General features: G+C 44.1%; 21 protein-coding genes. 10 read left to right on the top strand and 11 right to left on the bottom strand.

The features are described from left to right. Nucleotides 1-118 precede the first annotated feature (118 nt). A complete protein-coding gene (locus JMV76_RS11615) occupies nt 119-685 on the bottom strand; it encodes a DNA glycosylase (protein ID WP_353511612.1) in 567 nt (188 codons plus the stop codon). A gap of 403 nt (nt 686-1,088) precedes the next feature. Between JMV76_RS11615 and upp the strand changes: the two genes are divergently transcribed. Together upp and JMV76_RS11625 are read left to right on the top strand one after the other, a co-directional pair. Next, nucleotides 1,089-1,736, top strand: a complete 648-nt coding sequence (upp, locus tag JMV76_RS11620; protein ID WP_045445969.1) for a uracil phosphoribosyltransferase — start codon at nt 1,089-1,091, stop codon at nt 1,734-1,736. An 80-nt stretch (nt 1,737-1,816) separates the two neighbouring features. After that, nucleotides 1,817-2,569: an SDR family NAD(P)-dependent oxidoreductase gene (locus JMV76_RS11625; protein ID WP_201502807.1), complete on the top strand. Its 753-nt coding sequence runs from the start codon at nt 1,817-1,819 to the stop codon at nt 2,567-2,569. A gap of 24 nt (nt 2,570-2,593) precedes the next feature. Here JMV76_RS11625 and JMV76_RS14900 read toward each other — a convergent pair whose 3' ends face one another. From JMV76_RS14900 to tyrS, 4 genes are all read right to left on the bottom strand, one after another. After that, nucleotides 2,594-2,992, bottom strand: coding sequence for a hypothetical protein (locus JMV76_RS14900; RefSeq protein ID WP_227690352.1), 399 nt, complete (start codon nt 2,990-2,992; stop codon nt 2,594-2,596). A gap of 107 nt (nt 2,993-3,099) precedes the next feature. Beyond that, nucleotides 3,100-3,249 carry a hypothetical protein gene (locus JMV76_RS14905; RefSeq protein ID WP_227690354.1) on the bottom strand — a complete coding sequence of 50 codons (150 nt, stop codon included), beginning with the start codon at nt 3,247-3,249 and terminating at the stop codon, nt 3,100-3,102. Between the two features lie 191 nt (nt 3,250-3,440). Beyond that, nucleotides 3,441-3,671 carry a DUF1653 domain-containing protein gene (locus JMV76_RS11635; RefSeq protein WP_045452466.1) on the bottom strand — a complete coding sequence of 77 codons (231 nt, stop codon included), beginning with the start codon at nt 3,669-3,671 and terminating at the stop codon, nt 3,441-3,443. Between the two features lie 130 nt (nt 3,672-3,801). After that, nucleotides 3,802-5,013, bottom strand: coding sequence for a tyrosine--tRNA ligase (gene tyrS / locus JMV76_RS11640; RefSeq protein ID WP_201502808.1), 1,212 nt, complete (start codon nt 5,011-5,013; stop codon nt 3,802-3,804). A 119-nt stretch (nt 5,014-5,132) separates the two neighbouring features. On the opposite strand from tyrS, the gene JMV76_RS11645 reads away from it, so the two are divergent. The 3 genes from JMV76_RS11645 (at nt 5,133) to JMV76_RS11655 (ending at nt 8,934) form a co-directional block, all read left to right on the top strand. Continuing rightward, nucleotides 5,133-6,470: an anhydro-N-acetylmuramic acid kinase gene (locus tag JMV76_RS11645; RefSeq protein ID WP_201502809.1), complete on the top strand. Its 1,338-nt coding sequence runs from the start codon at nt 5,133-5,135 to the stop codon at nt 6,468-6,470. A gap of 96 nt (nt 6,471-6,566) precedes the next feature. Beyond that, nucleotides 6,567-7,946: a beta-ketoacyl-ACP synthase II gene (gene fabF, locus JMV76_RS11650; RefSeq protein WP_201502810.1), complete on the top strand. Its 1,380-nt coding sequence runs from the start codon at nt 6,567-6,569 to the stop codon at nt 7,944-7,946. A gap of 115 nt (nt 7,947-8,061) precedes the next feature. Further along, entirely contained in the window at nt 8,062-8,934 is an 873-nt protein-coding gene (locus tag JMV76_RS11655; protein WP_201502811.1) for a hypothetical protein, read from the top strand. A gap of 124 nt (nt 8,935-9,058) precedes the next feature. Here the strand turns inward: JMV76_RS11655 and JMV76_RS11660 are convergent, their stop codons facing one another. The 5 genes from JMV76_RS11660 to JMV76_RS11680 form a co-directional block, all read right to left on the bottom strand. After that, entirely contained in the window at nt 9,059-10,876 is a 1,818-nt protein-coding gene (locus JMV76_RS11660; RefSeq protein WP_201502812.1) for an aminopeptidase P family protein, read from the bottom strand. Between the two features lie 399 nt (nt 10,877-11,275). Beyond that, nucleotides 11,276-12,838 (bottom strand): peptide MFS transporter, encoded by a 1,563-nt coding sequence (locus JMV76_RS11665; protein WP_201502813.1) that lies wholly within the window; start codon nt 12,836-12,838, stop codon nt 11,276-11,278. Between the two features lie 375 nt (nt 12,839-13,213). Then, on the bottom strand, nt 13,214-13,651 hold the full coding sequence (locus JMV76_RS11670) for a hypothetical protein (protein WP_060491940.1): 438 nt from the start codon (nt 13,649-13,651) through the stop codon (nt 13,214-13,216). Nucleotides 13,652-13,831: 180 nt separating this feature from the next. Next, nucleotides 13,832-15,415: an apolipoprotein N-acyltransferase gene (gene lnt, locus JMV76_RS11675; protein ID WP_201502814.1), complete on the bottom strand. Its 1,584-nt coding sequence runs from the start codon at nt 15,413-15,415 to the stop codon at nt 13,832-13,834. Nucleotides 15,416-15,658: 243 nt separating this feature from the next. After that, nucleotides 15,659-16,558: a CBS domain-containing protein gene (locus JMV76_RS11680; protein WP_045445952.1), complete on the bottom strand. Its 900-nt coding sequence runs from the start codon at nt 16,556-16,558 to the stop codon at nt 15,659-15,661. Nucleotides 16,559-16,819: 261 nt separating this feature from the next. On the opposite strand from JMV76_RS11680, the gene JMV76_RS11685 reads away from it, so the two are divergent. Further along, a complete protein-coding gene (locus JMV76_RS11685) occupies nt 16,820-18,166 on the top strand; it encodes an Lnb N-terminal periplasmic domain-containing protein (protein WP_201502815.1) in 1,347 nt (448 codons plus the stop codon). A gap of 79 nt (nt 18,167-18,245) precedes the next feature. Here JMV76_RS11685 and JMV76_RS11690 read toward each other — a convergent pair whose 3' ends face one another. Then, a complete protein-coding gene (locus JMV76_RS11690) occupies nt 18,246-18,719 on the bottom strand; it encodes a YcgN family cysteine cluster protein (protein WP_227690375.1) in 474 nt (157 codons plus the stop codon). Between the two features lie 315 nt (nt 18,720-19,034). Here JMV76_RS11690 and JMV76_RS11695 point away from each other — a divergent pair, with 315 nt between their 5' ends. From JMV76_RS11695 to JMV76_RS11710, 4 genes are all read left to right on the top strand, one after another. Then, nucleotides 19,035-19,775, top strand: a complete 741-nt coding sequence (locus JMV76_RS11695; protein ID WP_201502817.1) for a dienelactone hydrolase family protein — start codon at nt 19,035-19,037, stop codon at nt 19,773-19,775. 273 nt (nt 19,776-20,048) lie between these two features. Next, nucleotides 20,049-20,840 (top strand): SDR family NAD(P)-dependent oxidoreductase, encoded by a 792-nt coding sequence (locus JMV76_RS11700; protein ID WP_201502818.1) that lies wholly within the window; start codon nt 20,049-20,051, stop codon nt 20,838-20,840. A gap of 139 nt (nt 20,841-20,979) precedes the next feature. Then, nucleotides 20,980-21,450, top strand: coding sequence for a hypothetical protein (locus JMV76_RS11705; protein WP_201502819.1), 471 nt, complete (start codon nt 20,980-20,982; stop codon nt 21,448-21,450). Between the two features lie 154 nt (nt 21,451-21,604). Beyond that, nucleotides 21,605-24,664, top strand: coding sequence for a DUF2339 domain-containing protein (locus JMV76_RS11710; RefSeq protein ID WP_201502820.1), 3,060 nt, complete (start codon nt 21,605-21,607; stop codon nt 24,662-24,664). Nucleotides 24,665-24,673 lie beyond the last annotated feature (9 nt).

The following is a 24,673-nucleotide window of genomic DNA, read 5'->3' on the forward strand; positions in this document are numbered from 1 at the left end:
TTGGCAGAATGGCGACGCTACTTTTGCTTCAATCGGGCGGCAGTGTATGAGGTCTTGAGCAAGGATAGCTTTTTTTCCTTAAAATTTCTTACCTCTTTCTATAAATGGCAACTTTACATTACAGCTTGCCTATCTTTTTGAAGAATTCTTTATAAGCAGCGACTTTTTTATCTAAGGCTAAAGGATAGGCGCGTGACGTTGAAGGCAACCTATATAAGGTAAGATTATTTACATCCACTTTTCGATTGTGATCGTTTTGCCATTGGTAAGGATAATCCATACTTTGATTGGTCTTAGGATACTTGGATTTAGCAGGTGGCTCGGCTAATAAACCAAGCAGCACTTCTGTTGCTTTACCGCCCGTGGTAAATAAGGTTTCAACCTGTGGCACTTGTGGCAATATACTATCTAGGTCAACGGGTGTGACGACGGTTAAGTTCTTATCTGAGGCATTGCCCGTTTCACGAATCGCTTGCTTGACGGTCGGACAAGAAGCAATTCCTCGCTCGAACATAAAGGCGCGAATACGCTCAGGATCAAAGCGCTTCTCATCCCCTACTCTAAAATAATCCACGTCATCAAAAAAAACACTACCATAGATACGCCACATGTCATTGTAAAAGTTTGGATAGTGAAATGGCATTGCCCATTTATCAGCGGTCGGTGGAAAAGTGCCCATCATCATTACCGTAGCATTAGGTGGTAAAACGGGAACGAACGGATGCGTTTCTACCTCTGTTGCTTGGGCTTCAGATAATATTAAGCTGTTATCGGTTTTATGCGTATTATTATGAGTGTGATATGGTTGTGTAGTCATAAGATTCTTCATCAGAAAAGCGGTTTTTTTGCTATCATAGCAAGCCTAAACACTGCTTCATTTATTAGGGCGCGATTATAGTCAAACATAGTCGGCTTAAATAAGACCAACCCTGCTATAAATATATTTAGCTTACTTTATTATCAAAGTAGCAAGCTTACTATTTGTGAGACAGATATAAGGTTGAAGTGCAGTAAGTGTTTGTATCTTTTATACTAATGGCAACCGCAGTAACTGCGCAAGCATCAGACCAAAAACCAAGAGAAACCTTATGAGCGACTTAAAAATCACCGTCATTGATCACCCGTTAGTCCGTCATAAACTCAGCCTTATGCGCGAAAAAGACTGTAGCACTTATAAGTTTCGCACGTTGACCAAAGAGCTTGCACGCTTGATGGCATATGAAGCAAGCCGTGATTTTGAAATCGAAACCTTCCCAATGCAAGGCTGGTGTGGTGAAATCACTGGTGAGCAAATCATCGGTAAGACAGCAACGATTGTACCTATTTTACGGGCAGGTATTGGCATGTTGGACGGCGTGCTCGATTTGATTCCTACAGCAAAAATCTCTGTCGTCGGCTTGCAACGTGATGAAGAAACCTTACAACCGGTGCCGTTCTTTGAAAAGTTTGTCAGCCATATGGACAAACGCCCAGCCCTTATCATTGATCCAATGTTAGCCACTGGCGGCTCAATGGTCGCGACCATCGAGATGTTAAAGAAAAATGGCTGTACTAATATTAAAGCATTGGTATTGGTTGCGGCACCTGAAGGCGTACGTGTGGTCAATGAAGCACATCCTGACGTGACCATTTATACCGCTGCACTAGATAGCCATTTAGATGAACATGGTTATATCATCCCAGGTTTAGGCGATGCGGGCGATAAAATCTTTGGCAAGCAATTATTCAACAAGTAAAAAAAATCTAGTAAATCAAGACTAGCCGTCGTCGTAACACCCATGACACAGGTACAAAACATCAATGATAAGGATATAAGATGAACGTATTGATTACAGGAGCAAGCGCAGGTTTTGGTAAAGCGCTGGCCGAGCGTTTGGTTGCCAATGGTCATCGCGTAATTGGTTGTGCCAGACGCCTAGATAAGCTGAATGCTTTAGCAGACACTTTAGGCGAAGCATTTTTACCTGTGGTCATGGATGTGAGTGACACGGCTACTATCCCGCAAATCATTGCTGATTTGCCTGACAACTTTAGTCAAATCGATGTCTTGGTCAATAATGCGGGACTGGCACTCGGTACAGAACCTGCGCAAAATGCCAGTCTTGATGATTGGATGCGTATGACTGATACCAATGTGAAAGGGTTGATGGCACTGACCCATGCAGTCTTGCCAGCAATGGTAGCGCGCGATAGCGGTTATATCATTAATGTCGGTTCGATTGCGGGCAGTTGGCCTTACTTTGGCGGTAACGTTTATGGTGCAACCAAAGCCTTTGTAAAACAATTTAGCTTAAATCTGCGAGCTGACTTAATTGGTACGCAAGTGCGCGTGACCAACCTTGAACCGGGTAATGTCGCGGGCACTGAGTTTTCAAACGTCCGTTACCACGGCGATGACGATAAAGCCGCCAAGGTTTACGACGGCTTTAAAACCATGACCGGCGATGATATTAGCGATATTTTATTATGGCTGATTGAATCGCCTGCTCATATTAACGTCAATCGTTTAGAAGTAATGCCAGTTGCGCAAACTTATAACGGGCTGACGATTGCCAAGCAAGATTCTTAAACCTTTATCTGACCGTTTGGCTCATTAACATAATTCATAAGACCGAAGCAATATAGTCTCACCTATGTTGCTTCTTTTTTTGCCTTTGATATTCATCTCATTAACCAAGCGCAACTCTTGAAAATCCAAAATCAGCACTTCATTACGCAAACGCTCGCTAGTGCGTTTATTATGGCGTATCGGAAACCCTACCACTTGCTTACCTTTAATCACTATCTGATTGATAACCATGGTCGAAGTATCCATCGTAGCTTTTGCACTTAATTTTTGAGCATTAATGATGACTGTGGCAGGATTAATGGTTGTGCTTAAAACCTTTGTTTGGCGCACGCTTTTTGGCATATCACCTGCAAAAGACAATACTTGCTCTAGCGGTAAATACTGCGCGTGACGCATCAATTCCTGACGAAACAGCGAAGGCATATCACTATGGAAACTGTCTTCTGTTTGCGGAGAGAACGCCGTAAAATTACGATGTAAATAACGCCCAAATACACTGCTATTAATCCAGTCTTGATAAGTATCATTAGCTAGTAATTGCCTAGTAAAAAATTGGCATCTGGCGTGATATCTGCTATCAGCATTGCCATCAATAGTGCCTGCGGATTAGCAAATTTTTGCTGCTGCAAGCTTTGTGGATATAGGCTGCTATCAAGCAATGGTAACGTCAGCTTGCCCATAGACTGATATCCTTATTAATCATTTAGTATATATAGTATCTATTATATATATCCCCTATTACAATCATTTGCTAGCGAATAGCGGCATAGAGTGCGTGCTTGAATTCATTTGACCGCTTCATTTATATAAAAAAAGCGTCCTTAACAGACGCTTTTTATTTGAGCAATAAGTTTTAAGTGTTTTTCCGACCTTAATCAGCTAAGGCTTTAACCAACTCAAATCGTGGTAATTGCTCACCGTCAACTTCAACAGTTTCCGTAAACATCGCTAATGGTCGCACCCATACGCCATACTCGCCGTAGAGACAGCGATAAACGACTAGCGATTCTTCGGTTTCCGAATGCTGAGCAGTATGCAATACTTGGTAAAGGCTGCCTTTATAATGGCGGTAAATACCTTGGGGAACCGTTTTTTCTATCATGATTGAATCCTAATTTGTTATAAATTCACGAATCAAATACTGTCACAATAAATTCATATCGCAAAATAAGTAAGGCCGACAATCAATGTCGACCTTATCCTTAATACCAATAGCTTGTCCCAGTCACTTATTAAGCTACCGTCACTTTCGCATATGCTTTTTTGCCTGCTTGGATAACGACTGTCTGACCAGACGTTAAGCTAAAGCTCGCATCGACCACTTCGCCATCTACTTTTACTGCGCCGCGCTTAATCATGTCTTTAGCCGATGAGCTATTTTTAGCCAGTTCCGCTTGGTTTAAGATTTGCGTGATAAATAATGCGTCCTGCCCTTCCAAATCTAAGGTCACTTCTGGTAAATCGACTGGCAGTTCACCATCGGCAAGTACGTTACCTGCTGACTTGTGCGCATTAGCGGCAGCATCAGCATCGTGGAAACGCTCGATTAGTTCTTCAGCAAGAATACGTTTGATTTCTTGTGGATTGCGACCATTTTCCATCTCAGCCATCAACGCTTCGACTTCTTCCATCGGCTGAAAGCTTAAAAATTCAAAATAGCGACGGATTAAGGTATCTGGCATAGACAATAGTTTTTGGTACATGGTACCCGGTGCATCATAAATGCCGACATAGTTATTCAGGGATTTAGACATTTTATTAACGCCATCTAGCCCCTCTAAGAATGGCACGGTGATACACACTTGTGGCTCTTGACCATAACGACCTTGCAGGGTGCGTCCCATTAGGATGTTAAAGGTTTGGTCAGTACCGCCAAGCTCGACATCCGCTTTTAGGGCGATAGAATCATAGCCTTGTACCAATGGATATAAAAACTCATGAATCGCAATCGGCGTTTGCGCAGCATAGCGTTTAGAGAAATCATCGCGCTCAAGCATACGCGAGACAGTCAGCTGGCTAGAAAGCTGAATCATATCGCCCGCTGACATATCCTTGAACCATTCAGAGTTGAAGACTATCTTGGTTTTTTCTTTATCCAAAATCTTAAAGACTTGCTCAGCATAAGTCTGCGCATTGACTTTGATTTGCTCGTCGGTCAATGGCGGACGGGTGCTGTTTTTGCCAGAAGGGTCGCCAATCTTGGCGGTATAATCACCGATTAAAAAGTAAATCTCATGACCCAAATCTTGAAAATGCTTGAGTTTATTAATCAGCACGGTATGCCCCAAATGCAGGTCAGGCGCAGTAGGATCAAAACCTGCCTTGATACGTAGCGGGCGATTGAGTTTCAGCTTTTTAATCAGATCGTCTTCAGATAGGATTTCTTGTGTACCGCGTTGGATCAGGGCAAGCTGTTCTTCTAGGGTGTAGGTTTGCGTGGTCATGATGCTCTCTTTATTGTCTTTATTAAAAGGGTAACGCGTTTGGGCTATTTAGAATCTCGTAGCCAGTAAAAGATGTTAGAATTTGAGAGATATACTAGCGTTTTTTAAGGTAAATTGCCATGACCAACCCTGCATCGATTGCTGATACTAATGATTCAACTATAAATTATGACGATAATTTAAATAACACTTTGGATAAAACTTTAGATGACGATTTAAATTATGCCACCTTGACCGATGCACTTGAGCAAACGGTATTTGAAAACTTCGATGATGGTTTATATATCGGCATGATGTCTGGCACCAGTCTAGACGGAATGGATGCGGTTCTTTGTCAGTTTAGTAGTGATAGTAGTGCTGAAAAAGATACCCAGCAACCGATGCGACTGTTAGCAACTCATAGCCAAGAGTTTCCGCCGCGTTTGCGTGAAGTGTTATTGGCTTTATGTCAGCCTAATGGTGTTCAAGAATTAATACCCGCAGAGGGTGAACCAAACAGCGAATTAGACTGGTTCGGTTGGGCAAGTAAAGAATACGCTGAATTTGCCAGCGAGGTGGTCAATAATTTATTGCAGCAATCGAATACTGATGTAGAGTCGGTGTTGGCGACTGGCTGTCACGGTCAAACGGTACGCCATCGCCCGCAACTGGGCTTTAGCTTGCAATTGCTCGATGCCAATATCATCGCTGAGCGTACTGGCATCAGCGTCGTCAGTGATTTTCGCCGCCGTGATATGGCGGTTGGTGGTCAAGGAGCGCCGTTGGTTCCAGCTTTTCATCAAGCGTTATTTGCCACGCCTGATAGCACGCGCGTGTTATTAAATTTAGGCGGTATTGCCAATATCACAGTCTTGCCAGCAAACGATAGTCCTGCGATTGGTTATGATACGGGTCCTGCCAATTTATTGTTGGATGCGTGGACGGCATTGCATACTGATAAAGATTATGATGATGGCGGCGCGTGGGCGCAGTCTGGACAAGTGGTTGAGCCGCTACTTAATCAGCTAATAGAACATCCGTTTTTCGCGCGAACGTATCCGAAAAGCACGGGGCGTGAAGACTTTAACTTAGCATGGCTACAGGATGAGCTGCAAAAGTTCGATCAGGCATCTGCCCATATTCGCTATTCGTCAGCGGATGTGCAGGCGACGCTTACTGAGCTGACAGCGATGAGTGCCAGCATGCAAATTAATATGTTTATTAATGCTCATGAAAATAGCTCGGTTTACGTCTGTGGTGGCGGTGCATTAAACGATTATTTGATGACTCGCTTGCAAGCGCATTTGCCTCATTGCAAAGTAGAGACCACCGCAAGCTTAGGACTGAATCCAGCGTGGGTCGAAGCCGTCGCCTTTGCATGGCTCGCACGACAAACCCTGATGGGCGAAACGGGTAACTTACCAGCTGTCACCGGCGCCAGTAAAGGCGTGGTTTTGGGTCAGGTTTGTTTCGCCTGACTGGTCAAATTTTAGTTTACACACGTGCACTTATGTGTTTTATAATGAATTCTGAAATACCCTCCTCTTAGGACTTGTAAGTATAGGATATATCGCATGAGCCAACACAGCAGTTCACTTACTGATCAAGCTACCAATGATGCTAGCGCAACAGCAGAGTATCAACCGCGTCAGAAACTACCGCACTATAAGCGTAGCGATGACTTGCGCGTCGTAATTACGGGTATGGGTGCGTTGACACCTTTGGGACTCGACGTCGATAGCTCATGGACTAGGCTGCTCAATGGTGATAGCGGCATCGCGCCAATTACACATTTTGATGCTACTGGCTATCGCGCTCAAATTGCTGGCGTGGTCAAGGATTTCGATGCCAAGCAATATATGAATGCCAAAGACGCGCGACGCTATGATGAATTTATTCATTATGGTATTGCCGCCTCTAGTATGGCATTACAGAACGCTGGTTTTATCGATGAAGTAAGTGCTGCTGATGCACCTGTGCAAAATGTCGATCAAGAGCGATTCGGCATTATTTTAGGCTCAGGTATTGGTGGTATCCAAACCATTGAAAACAGTCGTGATACGCTACGAGAAAAAGGCGCTTTGAAAGTTTCGCCCTTTATCATTCCTGGCTCTATTGTAAATATGGCAGCAGGCTTAGTGGCGATTAAACATACCTTAAAAGGTCCCAACCTTGCGACATCGACGGCTTGTACCACCGCTACCCATGCGATGGGTCTCGCTGCACGTTTGATTGCTTATGGTGACGCCGATGTCATGCTAGCAGGTGGTAGTGAAAAAGGCTCTAGCCCACTTGGCATATCAGGTTTTGGTGCCATGCATGCCCTCTCAACTCGTAATGACGAACCGACCAAAGCCTCGCGTCCCTTTGACAAAGACCGTGATGGTTTTGTGCTCGGTGATGGCGCGGGTATGGTAGTACTAGAAAGCCTCGCTCATGCCAAAGCACGCGGTGCAACCATACTCGCTGAACTGGTCGGCTTTGGGATGAGTGATGATGCCAGTCACATCACCGCGCCCCCTGAAGATGGCAGCGGTGCGGCAAGAGCGATGCGTAATGCCCTCAATGATGCAGGCATTGAGCCATCGAGTGTTGGTTATGTCAACGCTCATGGCACCAGCACCCCTGCGGGTGATGTCGCTGAATCGATTGCTATTGAAACCGTTTTTGCTCCAGTCAAAGACCGCATTTTGGTCAGCTCAACCAAATCGATGACGGGTCATTTGCTTGGTGCTGCAGGTGCTGTTGAAGCCATATTCACCGTCCTTGCCCTACAGCATCAGCATGTGCCACCCACCATTAATTTGGACAATGTGGAAGACAACTGCAACCTCGACTATGTCGCCAACCAATCGCGCAAAGTTGAGAATTTACAGTATGCAGTATCCAATAGCTTTGGCTTTGGTGGTACCAATGGCTCGTTAGTATTTGCGCGCTGGCCCGTGAATCATTAAGGTATAAAACTCACCATATCAGTCGTTGTAACCTTGGTGTCAGATTTGCTACGTTTGTCCACTTGCAGCCCCTTATCGTATTTGCGTATGATAAGGGGTAATTTTTGGAACATTTATGGACGATACCATGTCAAGCTACTCATTTTCCCATCAGTTTTACCAGCGCTGGACGTGTGCGCCTGAGCCTATTCGCGCAGCAATTACCCAAGAGCTAAAAGACATCACCACCTTACTGCAAAACGATACCCCATTTGAAAGCTTTGTCTTTAATACTCATGATTTGGATACCCACATCGATGAGCTCTACGAAAACCATGAAGCGGAGCAAACCATCGCTAAAGCCATTACTGACAAAAAAGCCGAAGAGCAAGCGACCGCAGAAAAACAGCAGCGAGAAGAACAACAAAAAGTAAAAGCGGCAGAGGATGCCAGATTAAAAGAAAGTGCTAGATTAAAAGAAGAAACCAAACTTCGTGAAGCAGCAGATACCGCGCAAAAAGAACAACAGAAAACTGAGCAAATAGCCGCTGAAAAGAAGAATATTGCTGATAAAACGACTGCTATGAATGCCAATGATGCGAGTGATTCAGAATCGCTCAGCATTGATAACACGGTTGAAAAAGACCAAAATGTTGAAAAATCGGCTGCGACGCAATCTAATGCTGATAACAACTTTGTTACCAGCTCTGAGAACAAAACCATCAGTGAACATGCTAATGTCGCTCATGACAAGCATATCAATGACGACCACAGTATAAAAGCGGTCAATGACAAAGCCAGCGCCGCCATCAAACTGGCACTGAAAGATGCGAAACTAAGTACTACGCATCAAGAGATGATCCGTGAGCTGGAAATGCAAATTGATGATTATCTCAGTGAGCAAATGATGCTAATGTCTGAGAATTTAAAATCTTGGTTACGTGCTGAAGTGACTCAAAATCTAAGCGAAGATGAAGCAGGAACTGACAAAGAGTCTAAACCAAGCTAAACGCTGCTTCCTACGCATCACCTTTTAGCAATAAATCCTCAGTAATAAATTCCTAGTACTAAAAAACCCCCGTAAACTTTACGGGGGTTTTTTCATTTTAGATTCGTCGATATGAGCGTTTACTTTAGATAGCTTTAGTACGCTCAGTCAGCCAGTCAAGTGCTGCACCTTCAACACGATCTTTTAGCTCTGCATAGACTTGGTTATGATAATTATTCAACCAATCAATTTCGATTTGAGTTAATAATGACGACTCAATTAAACGAGTATCAATTGGGCAATAAGTGACGGTCTCAAAATTAAGAAAGTCGCCAAATTCCGTCTCTACTGGTTGGGCAACACGTTTATTAACCATCAGGTTCTCAATACGAATACCGTATTTTCCTTCACGGTATAGACCAGGCTCATTACTTGAGATCATGCCCTCTTTCATAGCGCGCTCTTTCGGCATGCTGGCACTATAAGCAATCACTTGTGGGCCTTCATGGACGTTCAAGAAATAACCAACGCCATGACCAGTACCGTGACCATAATCCATCTGTGCCTGCCATAATGGTGCACGGCATATCGCATCGATGAGTGGTGAAGCAATACCATCGGGGAAATGTGCTTTTGCTAAGGCAATATGGGCTTTGAGTACGGTGGTAAAGTCACGTTTGTGTTCGCTGCTTACCTGTCCAATACCGACCACACGCGTGATATCAGTCGTGCCGTTTTGATATTGAGCGCCTGAGTCAATGAGTAATAAACCACCCTCACCTTCATTGACATCTAAGTAGCTAAATTTTTCTGGTGTTGCGCGATAATGCGGCAGCGCACCATTTTCATTAAAGCCTGCGATAGTCGGGAAACTTGGCGATACATAATGTGGCTGCTGACTGCGCACTTCGATGAGCATACTATCAACGTCCAGCTCGCTTAAACGCTCACCGTCTGCTAAACGCTGCTCAAATGCGGCAAAAAACTCACTTAATGCCGCGCCATCTTGACGCATGGCTTCACGCACATGGTCGATATCAGCGTCAGATTTAACCGATTTTAGCAACGTACTTGGCGCCATTTGCTCAATAAAACCTATGCCATCGCCCATTTTAGATAACGTACCCACTGCCACTTTACTTGGGTCTAATAGCAATAAGTCATCAGCAGTCAATGTGCCCAACGCATCTTGCACAGCATCATAATCAGCAAGGGCGATACCGCTGTCTTTTAAGCTTTGTGCTATCTCGCTACTGACTTTATTATTATCGATAGACAATGTCGCGTCATGTTCGCTAATGAGCATATGTGCCAAAAACACAGGGTTATAATCAACATCAGCGCCGCGTAAATTGGTCAACCAAGCAATATCGTCTAAGCTTGAAAGCAAGTGATGGGTTGCGCCTGCCTCAGCCATACCTGCGCGTACAGCGGCAAGTTTTGAGGTAGCAGACTGCGCAACAAACTGCGCATCGTGTTGATATAGGCTGGCAGTAGGTAGCGCTGGACGATCGCTCCATATTACTGTCAATACGTCACGCTCAGTGATTAAGGTAATGTCGTTGGCATCAAAGGCATTTAACAATTTATCTTGCTCAGAGATAGACAATACATTGCCGTCGACTGCCACGCTATCACCCTCAGCCAAGTGCTCGGCGAGCCAATCAATATGATTTGGCTGACCCGGTGCAAGCTTCTCTAAGCTAATACCAGTACCTTCTAATTGGTCAGCGGCATGTACCCAATAGCGGCTGTCCGTCCATAATCCAGCAAAATCAGCGGTAACAACGAGCGTACCGACTGAGCCTGTGAATCCTGATAACCATAAGCGCGCTTGCCAATATTCTGGCAAATACTCAGATAAATGCGGATCAGCAGACGGTACGATAATCGCGGTCAGATCTTGTGCTACCAACGCCTGACGTAGGCTGTCGATACGATCGTGGATGCTTTGTTTATTCATAAAAGGTGTCCTTATTGATTTTAAAAAATAAGATTTGGAAAAATCATATTGTGAGGCGACTATGGATAGTCGTCTTATTTGAGCGAGTAAACTGTTTTAGGCGTTAGTTATTCATCATTCACTGAATGCTTAGCATCTAAACAACCTGCGTAAGACGCTCAATGTCTTAAAAATTAAAGTGTTGTCAATGACCAGATAGATAAGGCTAACTATTTTTAGGAGCATTACAGCAGAGCATCATTAGATGTTTGGGCGGAAAGCGTACTTTCAATAGCGTGGGGGCAATAACTTACTAAGTGTCACCATAAAACGTGCTACCAATCATGGTAACACGTCTCGCCATCTAACATTTTTGCTGGTATTGCTATTGACCCTAAATCCGTTAACCGTGTGTCTGAATTAGCTCAGCGTATCTGCACGCTCGCTTTTTTGCAGCATATTATTGATCGGTTTGGCTAATGCCAATAAGACAACGGCTGTGACCACCAAAAAGATCGTCATCATCGTAAATAAGCCCGGTAATCCTTCGATCTTATCCGCTGATACTTGACCACCAAAGAACGCAGCAACCAAATTACCTAAAGCAAGAGAAGCAAAGAAAAGCCCCATCATCTGACCTTGCATGCCTTTTGGCGCAAGCTTAGTCATTGCAGACAGACCAACAGGACTGAGCGCCAACTCACCGAGAGTCAGTAATAATAAACTACCCACTAACCATAAAGGTGAAGCCAATCCACCATCGCTAGTCAAAATGCTTTTTGAGGCAAATATCATCAAAGCAAAGCCTGCAGCGGCAAACAACATACCAAGCGCAAACTTTACCATACTATTTGGCTCAAGACCTCGATTGGCAAGCTTGACCCAGACAATGCTGATGATCGGTGCTAATATTAAAATAAATAAGGGATTAAGCGATTGGAACCAAATACTAGGCACTTCAAAGCCTAAAACATTCAGGTCTGTATAGCGATCGGCGAACAGGTTAAAAGACGTTGGCTGCTGCTCAAAGCTTGACCAAAATAGCGTCGAGCCGATGATTAAGATAAAACAAATTAACAAACGTAGCTTGTCAGTTTTATCCAATCGCGGTGAAATAAACATGACAGCAAAGTATAATATGACGACTGCTGCAATGAGGTAAGTCATATACTGAGCAACCATTTCAGGGTTAAATGGCATAATACCAGTCGACACTAAGACAGTAATAGCAGCAAGTAGCGCGAGAAACCCGCCAACCCAGCGACCTACATTTTTGAAACGTCCAGTCGTTTGTTCCCATTCAGGCGTAATGTTTTTGGCACGAGCATAACGATTTAAGGTTTTTTTAGCTGAAAAACGATAAATCAATAGTGAAGCTAACATGCCAAGACCACCGACACCAAAGCCTACATGCCACATCCCTTTTTCTTTAAATACGCCAACGATAAGGGCAGCCAGTAGCGCACCGATATTGATACCCATATAAAATAGAGTAAAGCCACTATCACGGCGTGCATCGCCTTTGGGATACAACGTTCCGACCATCACAGAGATACAGGTTTTAAATAAGCCTGAACCGAGAACGATACACATCAAACCCACAAAAAACAGCGTCATCCCAAACATAGCGGATAGTGCGATACACAAATGACCAAGGGCGATAATAATACTACCCCACCAGAGTGCACGCTCTTGACCGAGCCAATTATCAGCCAACCAGCCACCCGGTACTGCCGCTAAATATAACGAACCAGCAAAAATACCATAGATAGCAGAAGCTGTAACTTCATCGAAACCAAAACCGCCACTACCGACGGTCGCTACCATAAATAATACTAATAGTGGACGGATACTATAATAAGAGAATCGCTCCCACATTTCTGTGAAAAACAATGGACGTAGCGGCTTAGGGTGCCCCATAAATCCATTATCTAGTGCTGCCAATTCAGCAGCACTAACCTCTGACTTTGATTCTGTACTCATAACTTTATTCCTTTAAAGACCACTGTATTAACGACCAAATATATAATTATCCCGACAAGCGGTCATATAGGCGCATCATTGTTTCACTTGGATATAATCAAGTAAAGAAATAATTGGTCAATAATTACACAAATACCCACAAAAAAGCCCGCTATCATTGGCTGAAAGCGGGCTTTTATTTTTAGCATCAATGGCATTGATGACGACGCTGTTGTGCTTATGGTATTACAATAATATCGCCATAATACTTAGTTTTTAAGCGAAAATACTTAGGCTTTAAGCAAAAACACTTAGGCTTTAAGCGAAAATACTTGGACTTTAAGCAAAGCGGTTTGTCGAGCCATACTTTAAAAAAGTAGCATCGACTTACGTATATTACTGTGCCGCTACCGCTTCATCAGTGGTATCACCCGCTTCCAAATCACCGTCTGCTTGCTCAGCCGTTAGATCAGCATCTGCAACCGCAGTTTGACTAACTGTACCGGAAGCAGTGGCAGTACCCGCTTCTGCGGTAACCACAGCGCTATCAGTATCGGTCGCTGGGGTGACGCTTGCATCTGCAGCAGTATCAGTCGCTGTAGCATCCGCGGCTACAGGTGCTGTTTCAGCTGGCGCAGTGTCTTCAGCAGCAATCGCTTCTGCTTCATCAGCCGCCGCTGAGGTTTCGGTTGTCTCAGCAGTAATGTGCTCGCCTGCTGGACGCAAAAATCCAGAAATACCAATAAGTAAGACGATACCTAAAAATAAGGCAACACCGCCTAAAGCAAATAAGAACTCTTTCTTAGGGTTGTTTTCGACAATATGTTCTGACATACCTTATCCACCTTGCACAAAATATTTAAAATATTGGTCTATTATATCGCAATTCGTACCGATTTGTTAAAACCCTTAAGTATTTAAAGGATTTATTATCAACAAACTTTGCCACTCGCTTTTGTGGTTAATTATCATAACCCATTCGAGCGATTCATTATCACTGGTAATAATAGCCAATTATTTTAGCGACTTACCCAAACGCGGTTGCGGCATCCCACGCTTACCAAAGTAGCTCAAGACAAGTAACAGCGTAATGATAAAGAGAATCGGATAATTACCGAAGCTCATAAAAGGTGTATTACCAACCCGCGCCTGAATATCACCGCGCAATACCGTGCGCTCAAACTGCGGTGCACGCTCGACGATACGACCTTTATGATCGATGATCGCGGTCACGCCCGTATTGGTCGCGCGCATAAACCAACGCCCATTCTCTAGCGCGCGCATCTGCACCATTTGCAGATGTTGCAATGGACCTGCCGACGTACCAAACCAAGCATCGTTTGAGATGGTCAATAAGAAGTCCGTGCCAATCGCGTTTTTACGAGTGGTATCAGGGTAAGCCACTTCATAACAGACTGCTGAGCCCAAATTATGACCACGTACACGCAGCGGTGATTGGTTGTCACTACCACGACTATAGCTCATGATTTCTTGACTACCAGCAAGGTTTGGCAAGATATCTAACATGCCTTCGAAGGGAATATATTCACCAAATGGTACCAGGCGCTGCTTTTTATACATGCCCTCAGCGTCACTACCTAGCGCAACCACGCTATTATAAAATGGCGGATATTTATCCGTTTTTGGGTCAAAGTTTTCTAAATCTCTATAAGGAATACCTGTTACCCACGTGGTATCTGTTTCTTTGGCCATTTTAACCATTTCACTGATAAAGCCAATCGCTTCATCTTGAAACATAGGAATCGAGGATTCTGGCCATAAGACGATATCGCGATCCCACTCAGTACTTGTCAGAGTTGCATAAATTTTCAGGGTTTCTATTTGATATTCGGTGAGCCATTTTAAATCTTGTGGAATATTACCTTGGATTAAGGACACGGACAAATCAGGCGTACCTTTTGGTTTCGTCCATTGCGGATTAATCAACCATAACGCGCTGCTAATTACCAACAATGCTATCGACGGAATCATATATCCGCCACGGCGACGCAATAGCTCAACCAAACTGGCTGCCAATAATACCGCCACAAAAGACACTGCAAAGACGCCAGCGACTGGTGCTAATGACGATAACCAATACTGCTCCGTAAAGGCATAACCAACAAACAACCACGGAAATCCAGTGAACAGCCACGTTTTCAGCCATTCTTGGAGTATCCATAGCGCCGCAAACGACAACGGCTGACGACCGACCATACGGTTGAAAACCAACGCCAAAAAGCCATGGAATAACCCCATGCCTAGCCCCATCAGCGCAATCATAATCAGCGCAAGCCATGCTGGCGTATCGCCATAGACATGAATAGAGGTGTATAACCAAAATGCACCAACGCACCAAAGTCCCGTACCGTACGCCTGACCGATAAGAAAAGCACGCTTGCCACTCATATCAGGCATCAATAAGGCGTATAAAATAGCAGGCGACACTAGCGCCAGTGGCCAAATGCCATAAGGCGCCAGTGCAAATATAAACACCGCACCTGCCAACAACGCAATCAATACCGTCAGCGCTATAGGCAAACCCTTTGGCTTATCAGGGTTCAGGCGTTTTTGTAAATCAACAGTAGACAGGCGCATAGCAGTTATCCAAAACCATATTTTTCAAAATTTTAAGCGTCAACATTCAGATGAAAACCAAGCTGAAGCAGACCGTATTGTGTTTTGTACAGTATCTAAAAGTTAAACCCGCCCATGATACCAGTCTCAACCCATTAATAGGTAACATTGCGTAGCAAATACCCAATAGCAAACACAAAAAAACACGACCGCAATCGTGTTTTTTTGAGTATATCAAACAATGTTTAGGTCGCTATCGACACATCAATGACTGCCTATCAATATTTGCTGATCAGGATTGATTTTGGTGAGCTCAAGATTTTGGATAAAACGCCCTTCAACATCAGTAATAGTGATTTTCCAATCATCTATCACCACGCTTTCACCTTCCAAATCACCCACATAACCAAGCGCCTGCATGACTAGACCACCCATGGTATCGACATCTGTATCATCAAAATGACTGCCAAGCTCATCATTACAGTCTTCAATCACGGTAGACGCTTGCACACGCCACGTATTTGGCTTTTCAGGATCAGCGACGATGTTATTGATATCACTGTCTTCATCGAAGTCATCATGCTCATCGACGATGTCGCCGACGATCTCTTCAAGCAAGTCTTCCATGGTAACGACACCGCCAAAGTTGCCGAATTCGTCGACGACAATCGCCATATGTACTTGGGTACGCTGCAATGAGCGTAACAAGGTATCAGAACGTGCCGTCTCACTAATATATAGCGGCTGACGTACCAGATCTCTCAAACGTTTGCTATCGATTTTATCTTCTTGATCGCGCACCATATGCACAAGAATAGGAATCAAATCTTTGGCCAATAAAATGCCAATGACGGCATCATCATCTTGACTGTCAAAGACAGGATAGCGCGAATGGGTGGTCTCAAGGATGATATCCATCACCTCAGCGAGACTGGTGCTTTCGTGCAGCCCAACCACTTGCGGGCGCGGAGTCATGATTTCGCGCACTTGTGTCGCAGGCAGATCCAGCACGCCTTCTAACATATCGACGGTATCAGGCTCTAAGAACTGGCGCGAGTCTTGTACCAGACGAATCAATTCGTCACGGGTTTCGGGGGCGGTCGATAGCCAGCGTTTTAAGCCGCGCATCGACCAACTACTCGGGCTGGGAGTGTCGTCAGACATGGTGATGTGATTTAACCTCTTTAGTTAATAACAATTAAAATAATACGTAAAAACAATAATACGTAATAACAGACGTAGATGGGGATGAATACAGCAAATAAAATAGATCTTTGATTATTAAATTATAAATAGAGCACATCAAAGTAGCTTCACTTTAGCGCAAGGCTCACCGACATTCAACGATAAATTCACTCAAATTGTATTGTCAGTACGTTATAAACTTTGCTATGGTCAAAGCCTTCACACACCAAAGCACACCCTATGTCGCTACGTTCCTTTTTCTCTCGCCTGCTCACGCCGCACTCACATAGCCATCGTTCAGATAACGGCTTGGACACGCTTGAGCCAAATAATCATGGTTCGAATAGACAAGGCTTAAAAAATAACACTGCGAATGGTCGCCAACCGATACCTACATGGCGATATTATCTTGTACAGTTTTTCATCATTATTACCTTGCTACTGTCAGCCGTCTGGTTATTGCTGGCGATTTGGTATCAGTTTGGGGCAGGCTCTGCCATCACTTGGTTAGCCGCACTTTTCATTGTTGGTGTATTGACAGCCTTACTGGGCGTTCGCTGTTGGCCAAAAATAGCTCAGCGCTTTGATCATAAACAGCGCAGCAGTAAAGCAACCATAAATAGCAAGTCAGCAAATAAATGGTTAACCGCTTTATATGGCGCTATTTGGTTGGTAGGCGTTGGCTGGTTTTTTTCTATTGAACCCCAACAAGAGCGCGACTGGATGGCTGAGGTAAGTGAAAGGGTCACCTATGAGCGCGATGCAACCAATCCTGATTTAGTGACCCTAACCAATGTACGTAACTTTGATTGGCATACCGACACGGAGGCGACCGAACGCTGGGACACACGTACCATTGATATGTCCAAACTATCTGGCGTCGATGTCACCAACTCTTACTGGATGGGTCCACTGATTGCTCATACGTTGGTCAGCTTTCGTTTTGAAGACGATAGACCGCTTGCTTTCTCGTTTGAGATTCGTAAAGAAGAAGGCGAATCGTTTTCGGCATTGGCAGGGTTTTTTAGACGCTATGAGCTGAGCCTGATTGCCGCAGAAGAGCGCGATATTATTTATACCCGAACGAATGCGCGTGGCGAGCAAGTTTATCTATTTCCCGTTAGCAACTTGCAGCAGCACGAGGTCAAGTCACTATTTGAATCTTACTTAACTGCTGCCGATGAATTGAATACCAAGCCTGCTTGGTACAACACATTACTCAGTAATTGCACCAATATCATTTTTTATATGGCGCGTATCGTCAGTGGCGATCGCCTGCCGTGGGATTATCGGATTTGGGTCTCTGGCTGGCTGCCAAATTATCTATATGATGTCGGTATGCTTGACGCTACTCCAGAAAAGACTGGACAGCCTTGGTCAATGGATACATGGTACGCGCGTACCCATATCAACTCAAAGGTTAAAGGATTCAATAATCAAATCAATCTAGAGTCTGGCGTTAATAGTCACAAAAACAGCCGCGAGTTCTCTGAACAAATTCGCCAGGACATTCCTATCCCGCCATTGGCTGACACGCAAGAAGATGCTGAGGCAAAAGCCAAATCTGCGGCTCAGGCTTCTTATTAAAATCAAGTAGCATTGTACTTTTACCCTGCAATAATACCAACGTCACTGATGTCACCGATTTCAGTAACTCTCAGTATTATCAAGGCTTAACCCAGCTAATCACGCGCTCCTCCATCACTTCATCAGACATACCAGTCTCAGAAACACAGCGCCCAGCCACGCCAACATTGGCAGCACGCATTTGTTGCTGCGTTACCACTGCATCTTGGGTCAATAACAAATGCCAACTTGGCAAATTTTGTCCTTTATACAAACGCTTATAGGCGCAGTGCGAAGGCAACCACATCATCTGCGGCAGATTGTCCATGGTCAGCTGAATACAGTCTGGCACATGCTCTTGACGCGTGTCATAGTGCTGACAATAACCCGTCGTACAGTCCATTAGCTGGCAAGTCACATCGGTATACTCGACCAACTCTTCATCCACATCGCCATTCTCATCTTCGTCAATATACTTAATCAAACAGCAGCTGCCACAGCCATCACACAACGCTTCCCATTCGCTATGATTTAATTCTGACAGTGCAAAGCGCGACCAAAAATTCGGACGCAAGGTATCATTGAGCTTATTGTCATGGTCGCTATTACTGTTACTTTGATTGCCACTGTCAGGAAATAAGCTCACAGCTGATTTTTCTGTGACTTTTAACGGCAACGTTGCGTCAGAGTCTAGGTGGGCTGCACAGTTGTTTAACAAGTTTAGTGTCATAAAGGTGCCGTAGCATTTTGATAAAGAGCGTTACAGTATTATAGCTGTTTTTGCCTAGGTTGAGCGTTAAGGTAGTAAAAGTAAGACAAACGATGTCGCAAAAACACAGACAAATAACCTTTATAACGTAAAACTCCTCACATAAAAAAGGATAATAATATGTCAATTAAGACTTTTGAATTAATCAGTACCACCGAAAATGGTGTCCAGCTTATCAGCTATGTGGCATTGCCAGAAAATGCATCTGACGACCATCCTGTTGCGGGAATTTTAGTAGCGCCAGAATGGTGGGGTATCGTTGATCACCCAAAATCAGTGGTCGAGCGCTTGGCAGAAGCAGGTTATGCTGCCGTCGCAATGGACGTCTACGGTGAAGGCAAGCTGACCACCGATGCTGCACAAGCGAATATGTGGATGGAGCAAGTATTAGAAGATCAAGATATGCTGATGGCGCGCTGCCGTTTAATCCTTAATGACTTTAGCGACCAGTTAGCCGTTGATGGTGACAATCTAGCAGCGATTGGCTTTTGCTTCGGCGGCAAAGTCGTGCTTGATATGGCTCGCGAAGGCATGCCATTAAAAGCGGTCGCCACTTTCCATGGCAACCCAACACCAAAACAGCCAGCGGATAAAAACTTCACCGCTAACGTATTGGTTGCTCACGGTCGCGATGATTCAATGGTATCCATGGAAGCAATAGAAGGTCTAAAATCAGAACTAGATGCTGCTGGTGTTGACTATATTATCGATGTTTATGACAACGCTAAACATGGCTTTACCAATCCACATGCCGATGAGCGCGCTGCTAAGAATGATGTTGGTCTTGGCTACAACGAAGCTGCTGCCAAGCAAAGCTGGGAAAACATGCTTGAATTTATGAAAAAAAACTTAGGTAAATAATCTTTGAATCAGGCATATCAATAGCTATTTTCAGGTTATTAACACACTATTTATTAATCCCTATCTATTAACCTAATATATAGCAGAGTGCGCCCGCCGCACTCTGCTTTTTTATCGTAAACAAATCCATATTGATCATTACACACTTACAAAGGCTTACTATTGGTAAGGATTTAAGGCGCTAACATGATTATTGCACAGTCGTGATTTATAAAATCGGTCACACCACTTGCTGATAGCTCTCTAATCACTCACTAATAATAAGGTAAAACCATGAAAACCATCCAACAACTATTCGACTTTCATCATAAAACCATCATTATCAGTGGTGCAGCAGGCGCTATTGGTAGCGAGGCGGCACGGTTTTTAAGCTCATTAGGAGGCAACATTGTCCTCGCTGATTTAAATGAAGATAAAGTGAAGCAAATTGCCGCTGATATCGAAAAAGAAACAGGCAATGCAACCTTAGGCCTGAAAACCGACTTTACTGACGAGACACAAATTGCAGCCTTGGTCGATGCAACTATTGCAAAATTCGGCAAGATTTCTGCAGTAGTCAATAACGTCGGTTGGGGTGCAAATACGCCTTTGTGGGAATCTACCACCGAAAAAATGGTCAATGCGTATAAGCTCAACACCTTGGGATCTTATCATTTGACTCGTTTATGTATGCCGTATTTAGAAAAAGAAGAAAACGCCTCTGTGGTATTTTCTGGGTCCATGGTTGGCAATACACCAACGCCAGAATTTATCGAATACAGCACAGCTAAAGCGGGCTTGCTAAATATGGTAAAAAGTATGGCGGTCGCCTCAGGTCCTGAAGTGCGCTTTAATTCATTAATCATCGGTACAGTAGATAATGGTGCTTCCTCTGAAGAAGCCGGTTATACCCAAGAGATGATCGATAATGTGGTCAAAGGTATCGTCCTAAAACGACGTGGCGTGCCAGCAGATATCGCTCAAGCGATGGCGTTTTTGTTAAGTGATGCAGCGTCTTGGATTACTGGTGCTGAACTGACAGTCAATGGCGGCGGCGTTTACAAAAGTAAAATGCCAACCTCATAAACTCAGCCATCACTTTAATCATAAATTTATAAACGATACATACTAGGGCGTGTTGAGCATTCGACCATACTGGGTAGAGTTTTATCTACTCAGTATTTTTTATGCATAAACCTACCTGATTAGACTTGGAACATAAACCATGACAACAACATTAAACGCAAAATTGCTAAAAGGCGCTATGCTTACTGGCGTAATCAATGCTTTCATTAACGGCGGCATACAATATTTCTTCTTAAAAACATACTCATCAATCGCAATATCTGTTGACTCTATTACCAATAATGAAGACACGGTACTCGGTACCTCCGTTACCTTATCGATTACGTTAGCCATGATTTTAACTATGGTGGCTTATTTTGGCATCAAAGAAAAAAAAGTAGCCTTCTTCCCAACCGCTTTTTGGTTGACGATAAAGCATGGATTTTTCACCTTTGGGGTACTGACCTCTCTTGCTGTACTATGGCAAAAATACGCAGGTACGGTCGAAGTATCTTTGATTTCAGCTTTAATTATTATCGGTGTTGTTGCAGGTATTGTCTCAGGTATGGTGAATTATCTAACCTTGCGTGAATGTACATTATCAGAAAGACATAAATTATATGCCGCTTAAATATCTCAGTTTATAAAGCATCAAGGTCAGCTCCATGATCGTGAACGAATAATCTTGGGCTAGCCCTTTTTTTTGATGAGCGCTTTGCTTGTGTTTGCTTTGAAATCGAGTCATCATCAAGCCATCAAATATTGAGTAACGGTGTGGTAGCGCTATGTCTGATATCAGCGGATTTGTATTGCTTGTTTGTCTAGTAGTGATTATCGTTTTTTACCATAAATTAAAGCGACGCGTTGATCAGCTTCAACGAGACATCACGCAACTGCAAGATGAGTTACAAGCGCAGCAACACCGTGTCAGCTCTATGAATAATAACGCCGATAATGACGTAGACGTTCATACTGAACCAATGGCTCAAACGATAGCTGATACTCACTCGCCTCAATCTATTATCGAGGAGCTATTTGACTCAGCACCTCCTTTACCTACTGCTACGCTTCACCCGAAACCAGCCCATTCTCCAAAAAAACCATCGCCCATAGAGCCTGATGAGCGCTCACTGCCTATCGTCACTTCATTGATTCACTCTATCAAAAACTGGTTTTTTGGCGGCAATCTGGTCGTACGCGTTGGCGTGATCGTCCTACTTATCGGTGTGGTGCTACTACTTCGCTTGTTAAGCGACTATATCGAAGTGTCGATAGCGTCCAAGCTTTTAGCGATAGGCATCCTCGGTTTAGGTCTGGCAGCATTAGGTCTAAAATTGGCAAAAAACCGCTTTGCTTATGGCATCACTCTACAAGGCGCAGGCTTAGCGATTGCGTATTTAACGACCTTTTTTGCCTATAGCGTTTACCAAGTCTTGCCTAGTCTACCGAGCTTTATTGGGCTTGGGCTATTATCTGCGATTACCATTGCACTCGCCGTGCGTCAAAACGCTTTTCCACTGGCTTTGTTGGCATTATCGGGTGGATTTTTTGCGCCTATTTTGACCAGTGAAGACACAGGCAGTTTGATGGTATTGTTTAGTTACTATCTACTATTGAACGTGACGATTGCGATTATCGCGCATTACCGCCCGTGGAAAATACTGAATTTATTCGGTGTCACTGTGACCTTTGGATTGGCTTACTACTGGGGCATCAGTGAGAATTTGAGCACGGTCATTGAGGCGCAGCGCTGGTCTTTAGTCTTACTGGTCACCTTACACTTATTGCTATATCTGTTTGTCGTCATTCGCTATGCCCAACAAATCATTGCCTACAATACTCTTAATAAAACAGACATCATCCAGACAGATAGCGCAGACAACGTAAAGCATTTAGATAGCGTTCACGCAAGAAATAATAGCTATGTATTCCCTATTGATACTGGCTTACTGTTTTCAGTGCCGATATTAGCCTTTGGTTTATTTGCGGCATTATTAGATGACATTCCTAACGCTTTAACCATCGCGAGTGCTATTTTAGCCACTGTTTATTTAGGACTCGGCTGGTTGTTTGTGCAGCGTAGCCAACGTTATGCCTTAATCACCGAAGGCATGCTGGCTTTAGGATTTGGTTTTTTGGCGCTGGTAATCCCTTTAGCATTAGATGCTGAATGGATTGCTTTTGGCTGGTCAGTACAAGGACTGGCGCTGGTGTGGTTTGGACGGCGTTCATTGCGAGCGTGGTCAGTGCTATTTGGTTTGTTATTGCAGCTAATCAGTATCAGCATGCTGATGATAAAAGTGGTCTTCGCCATTCAGGATTATCCGACATTGGCCTTAACCATTTCGGCTATCAGCTATCTAGCTACTGTATTTATCTTACGCACGAACAACTCGCCAACTATGTTGAATGATAGCAGCGACATCTTGGATAACGCCTTAAATAGTAGCTTAAACAATAATTTAGCATTCTCCCAAGAGCAAAACGCCACGCCAGATGCGATAGCAACCTATGCCGACGCATTAGGTATTAGCACCCAAGCCGCACAGCAATGGCTAACCTCAATCAACAGCAAAAGCACCGTGTTTAATCTTGTTTGGCGCAGTCCTATACTCATAAGGTTTTTGACCTTTACGGCTATAGCGTGGCTACTACAAGTGCTGCTGCTTGATTTTAACCAGTGGTTTGCCAGTTGGACACTAGCAACGACGACCATGATTGCACTCGCAGCTCTAATTAGCCTTGCCATTTATTGGACAATCAATCGTTATCGCTCGTGGATAGAAATCAGACAACTTAGCCACGGCTTATCGATCGTCTTTTATCTCATGCTCGTCATACAATTGCCGCAAAAATTCGAGTTTCATTTGATATGGCAAGGAGCAGATTGGCTACTATTGACTGGTCTAATCATTGGTTGGTTGGTCATCGGACAGTTGTGGTTAAAGACATGGTACGACCATTCCGAGCTGTCACGCTACGATGGCACAAGCTGGCTGGGAGCTAGCATTCTAATCATTGCTGCCGCCGCCCACTATGGACTAGCAGATTCCGCTGGGGTGATGGCTGTATTGATGCCAGCCATTTTAATATTGGCTGGATTATGGTGCTGTCATCGTTATGCTTACTATCCCAAGCAAAATACGCGTACAAACAAGGCATGCAAGCAAAGTCCACTATACTTGTTTGATTGGCAACAAGCGCTATTGAGCTGCGCGGCTATCTTTGCGCCCATTGCTTTAAATTGGGTCATCATTACCAACTGGTCATATGATGGTGTAATTTGGGATATGTCATATTTTCCGCTATTGAATTTATACGACATTACCTCATTGCTGACGCTATTGGTTGGTTTTAGTCTATATTATATGAGCCAACATCGCCGCGATGAGAGTCTTATCGAATCAAGTGCAGCCCCCCAAACTAAGAGTATATTTACCGCCGATTATTTATTGGTTATGTTGGGACTTATTAGCTTTTGGCTGATATCCAGTATGTTGGTCAGAACGCTACATGCCTTTATCGGTACACCGTTGTGGGACAGCGCTCAGGACGGCGCATGGAATAGCGAGCAAGTGCAGACAGGGTTGACTATTTTATGGACGCTCTTAGCTTTAGTCGCCACCATCGTCGCCAGTCGCTATTGGCAGCGGACGCTTTGGTTTATGGGCATCGGGCTATTAGGTATTGTCGTACTCAAACTGGTATTGGTTGATTTGTCACAGACAGAAGCGATTTGGCGAGTGATATCTTTCCTTGGCGCAGGCAGCTTAATACTATTAATTGGTTATCTTGCACCGTTACCCCCTGCCCGCGATGAAATAGAAGATCCAGCTCAAGAGTAACCGCGCATC

The sequence above is a fragment of the Psychrobacter cibarius genome (assembly GCF_904845955.1).
Taxonomy (GTDB): domain Bacteria; phylum Pseudomonadota; class Gammaproteobacteria; order Pseudomonadales; family Moraxellaceae; genus Psychrobacter; species Psychrobacter cibarius_B.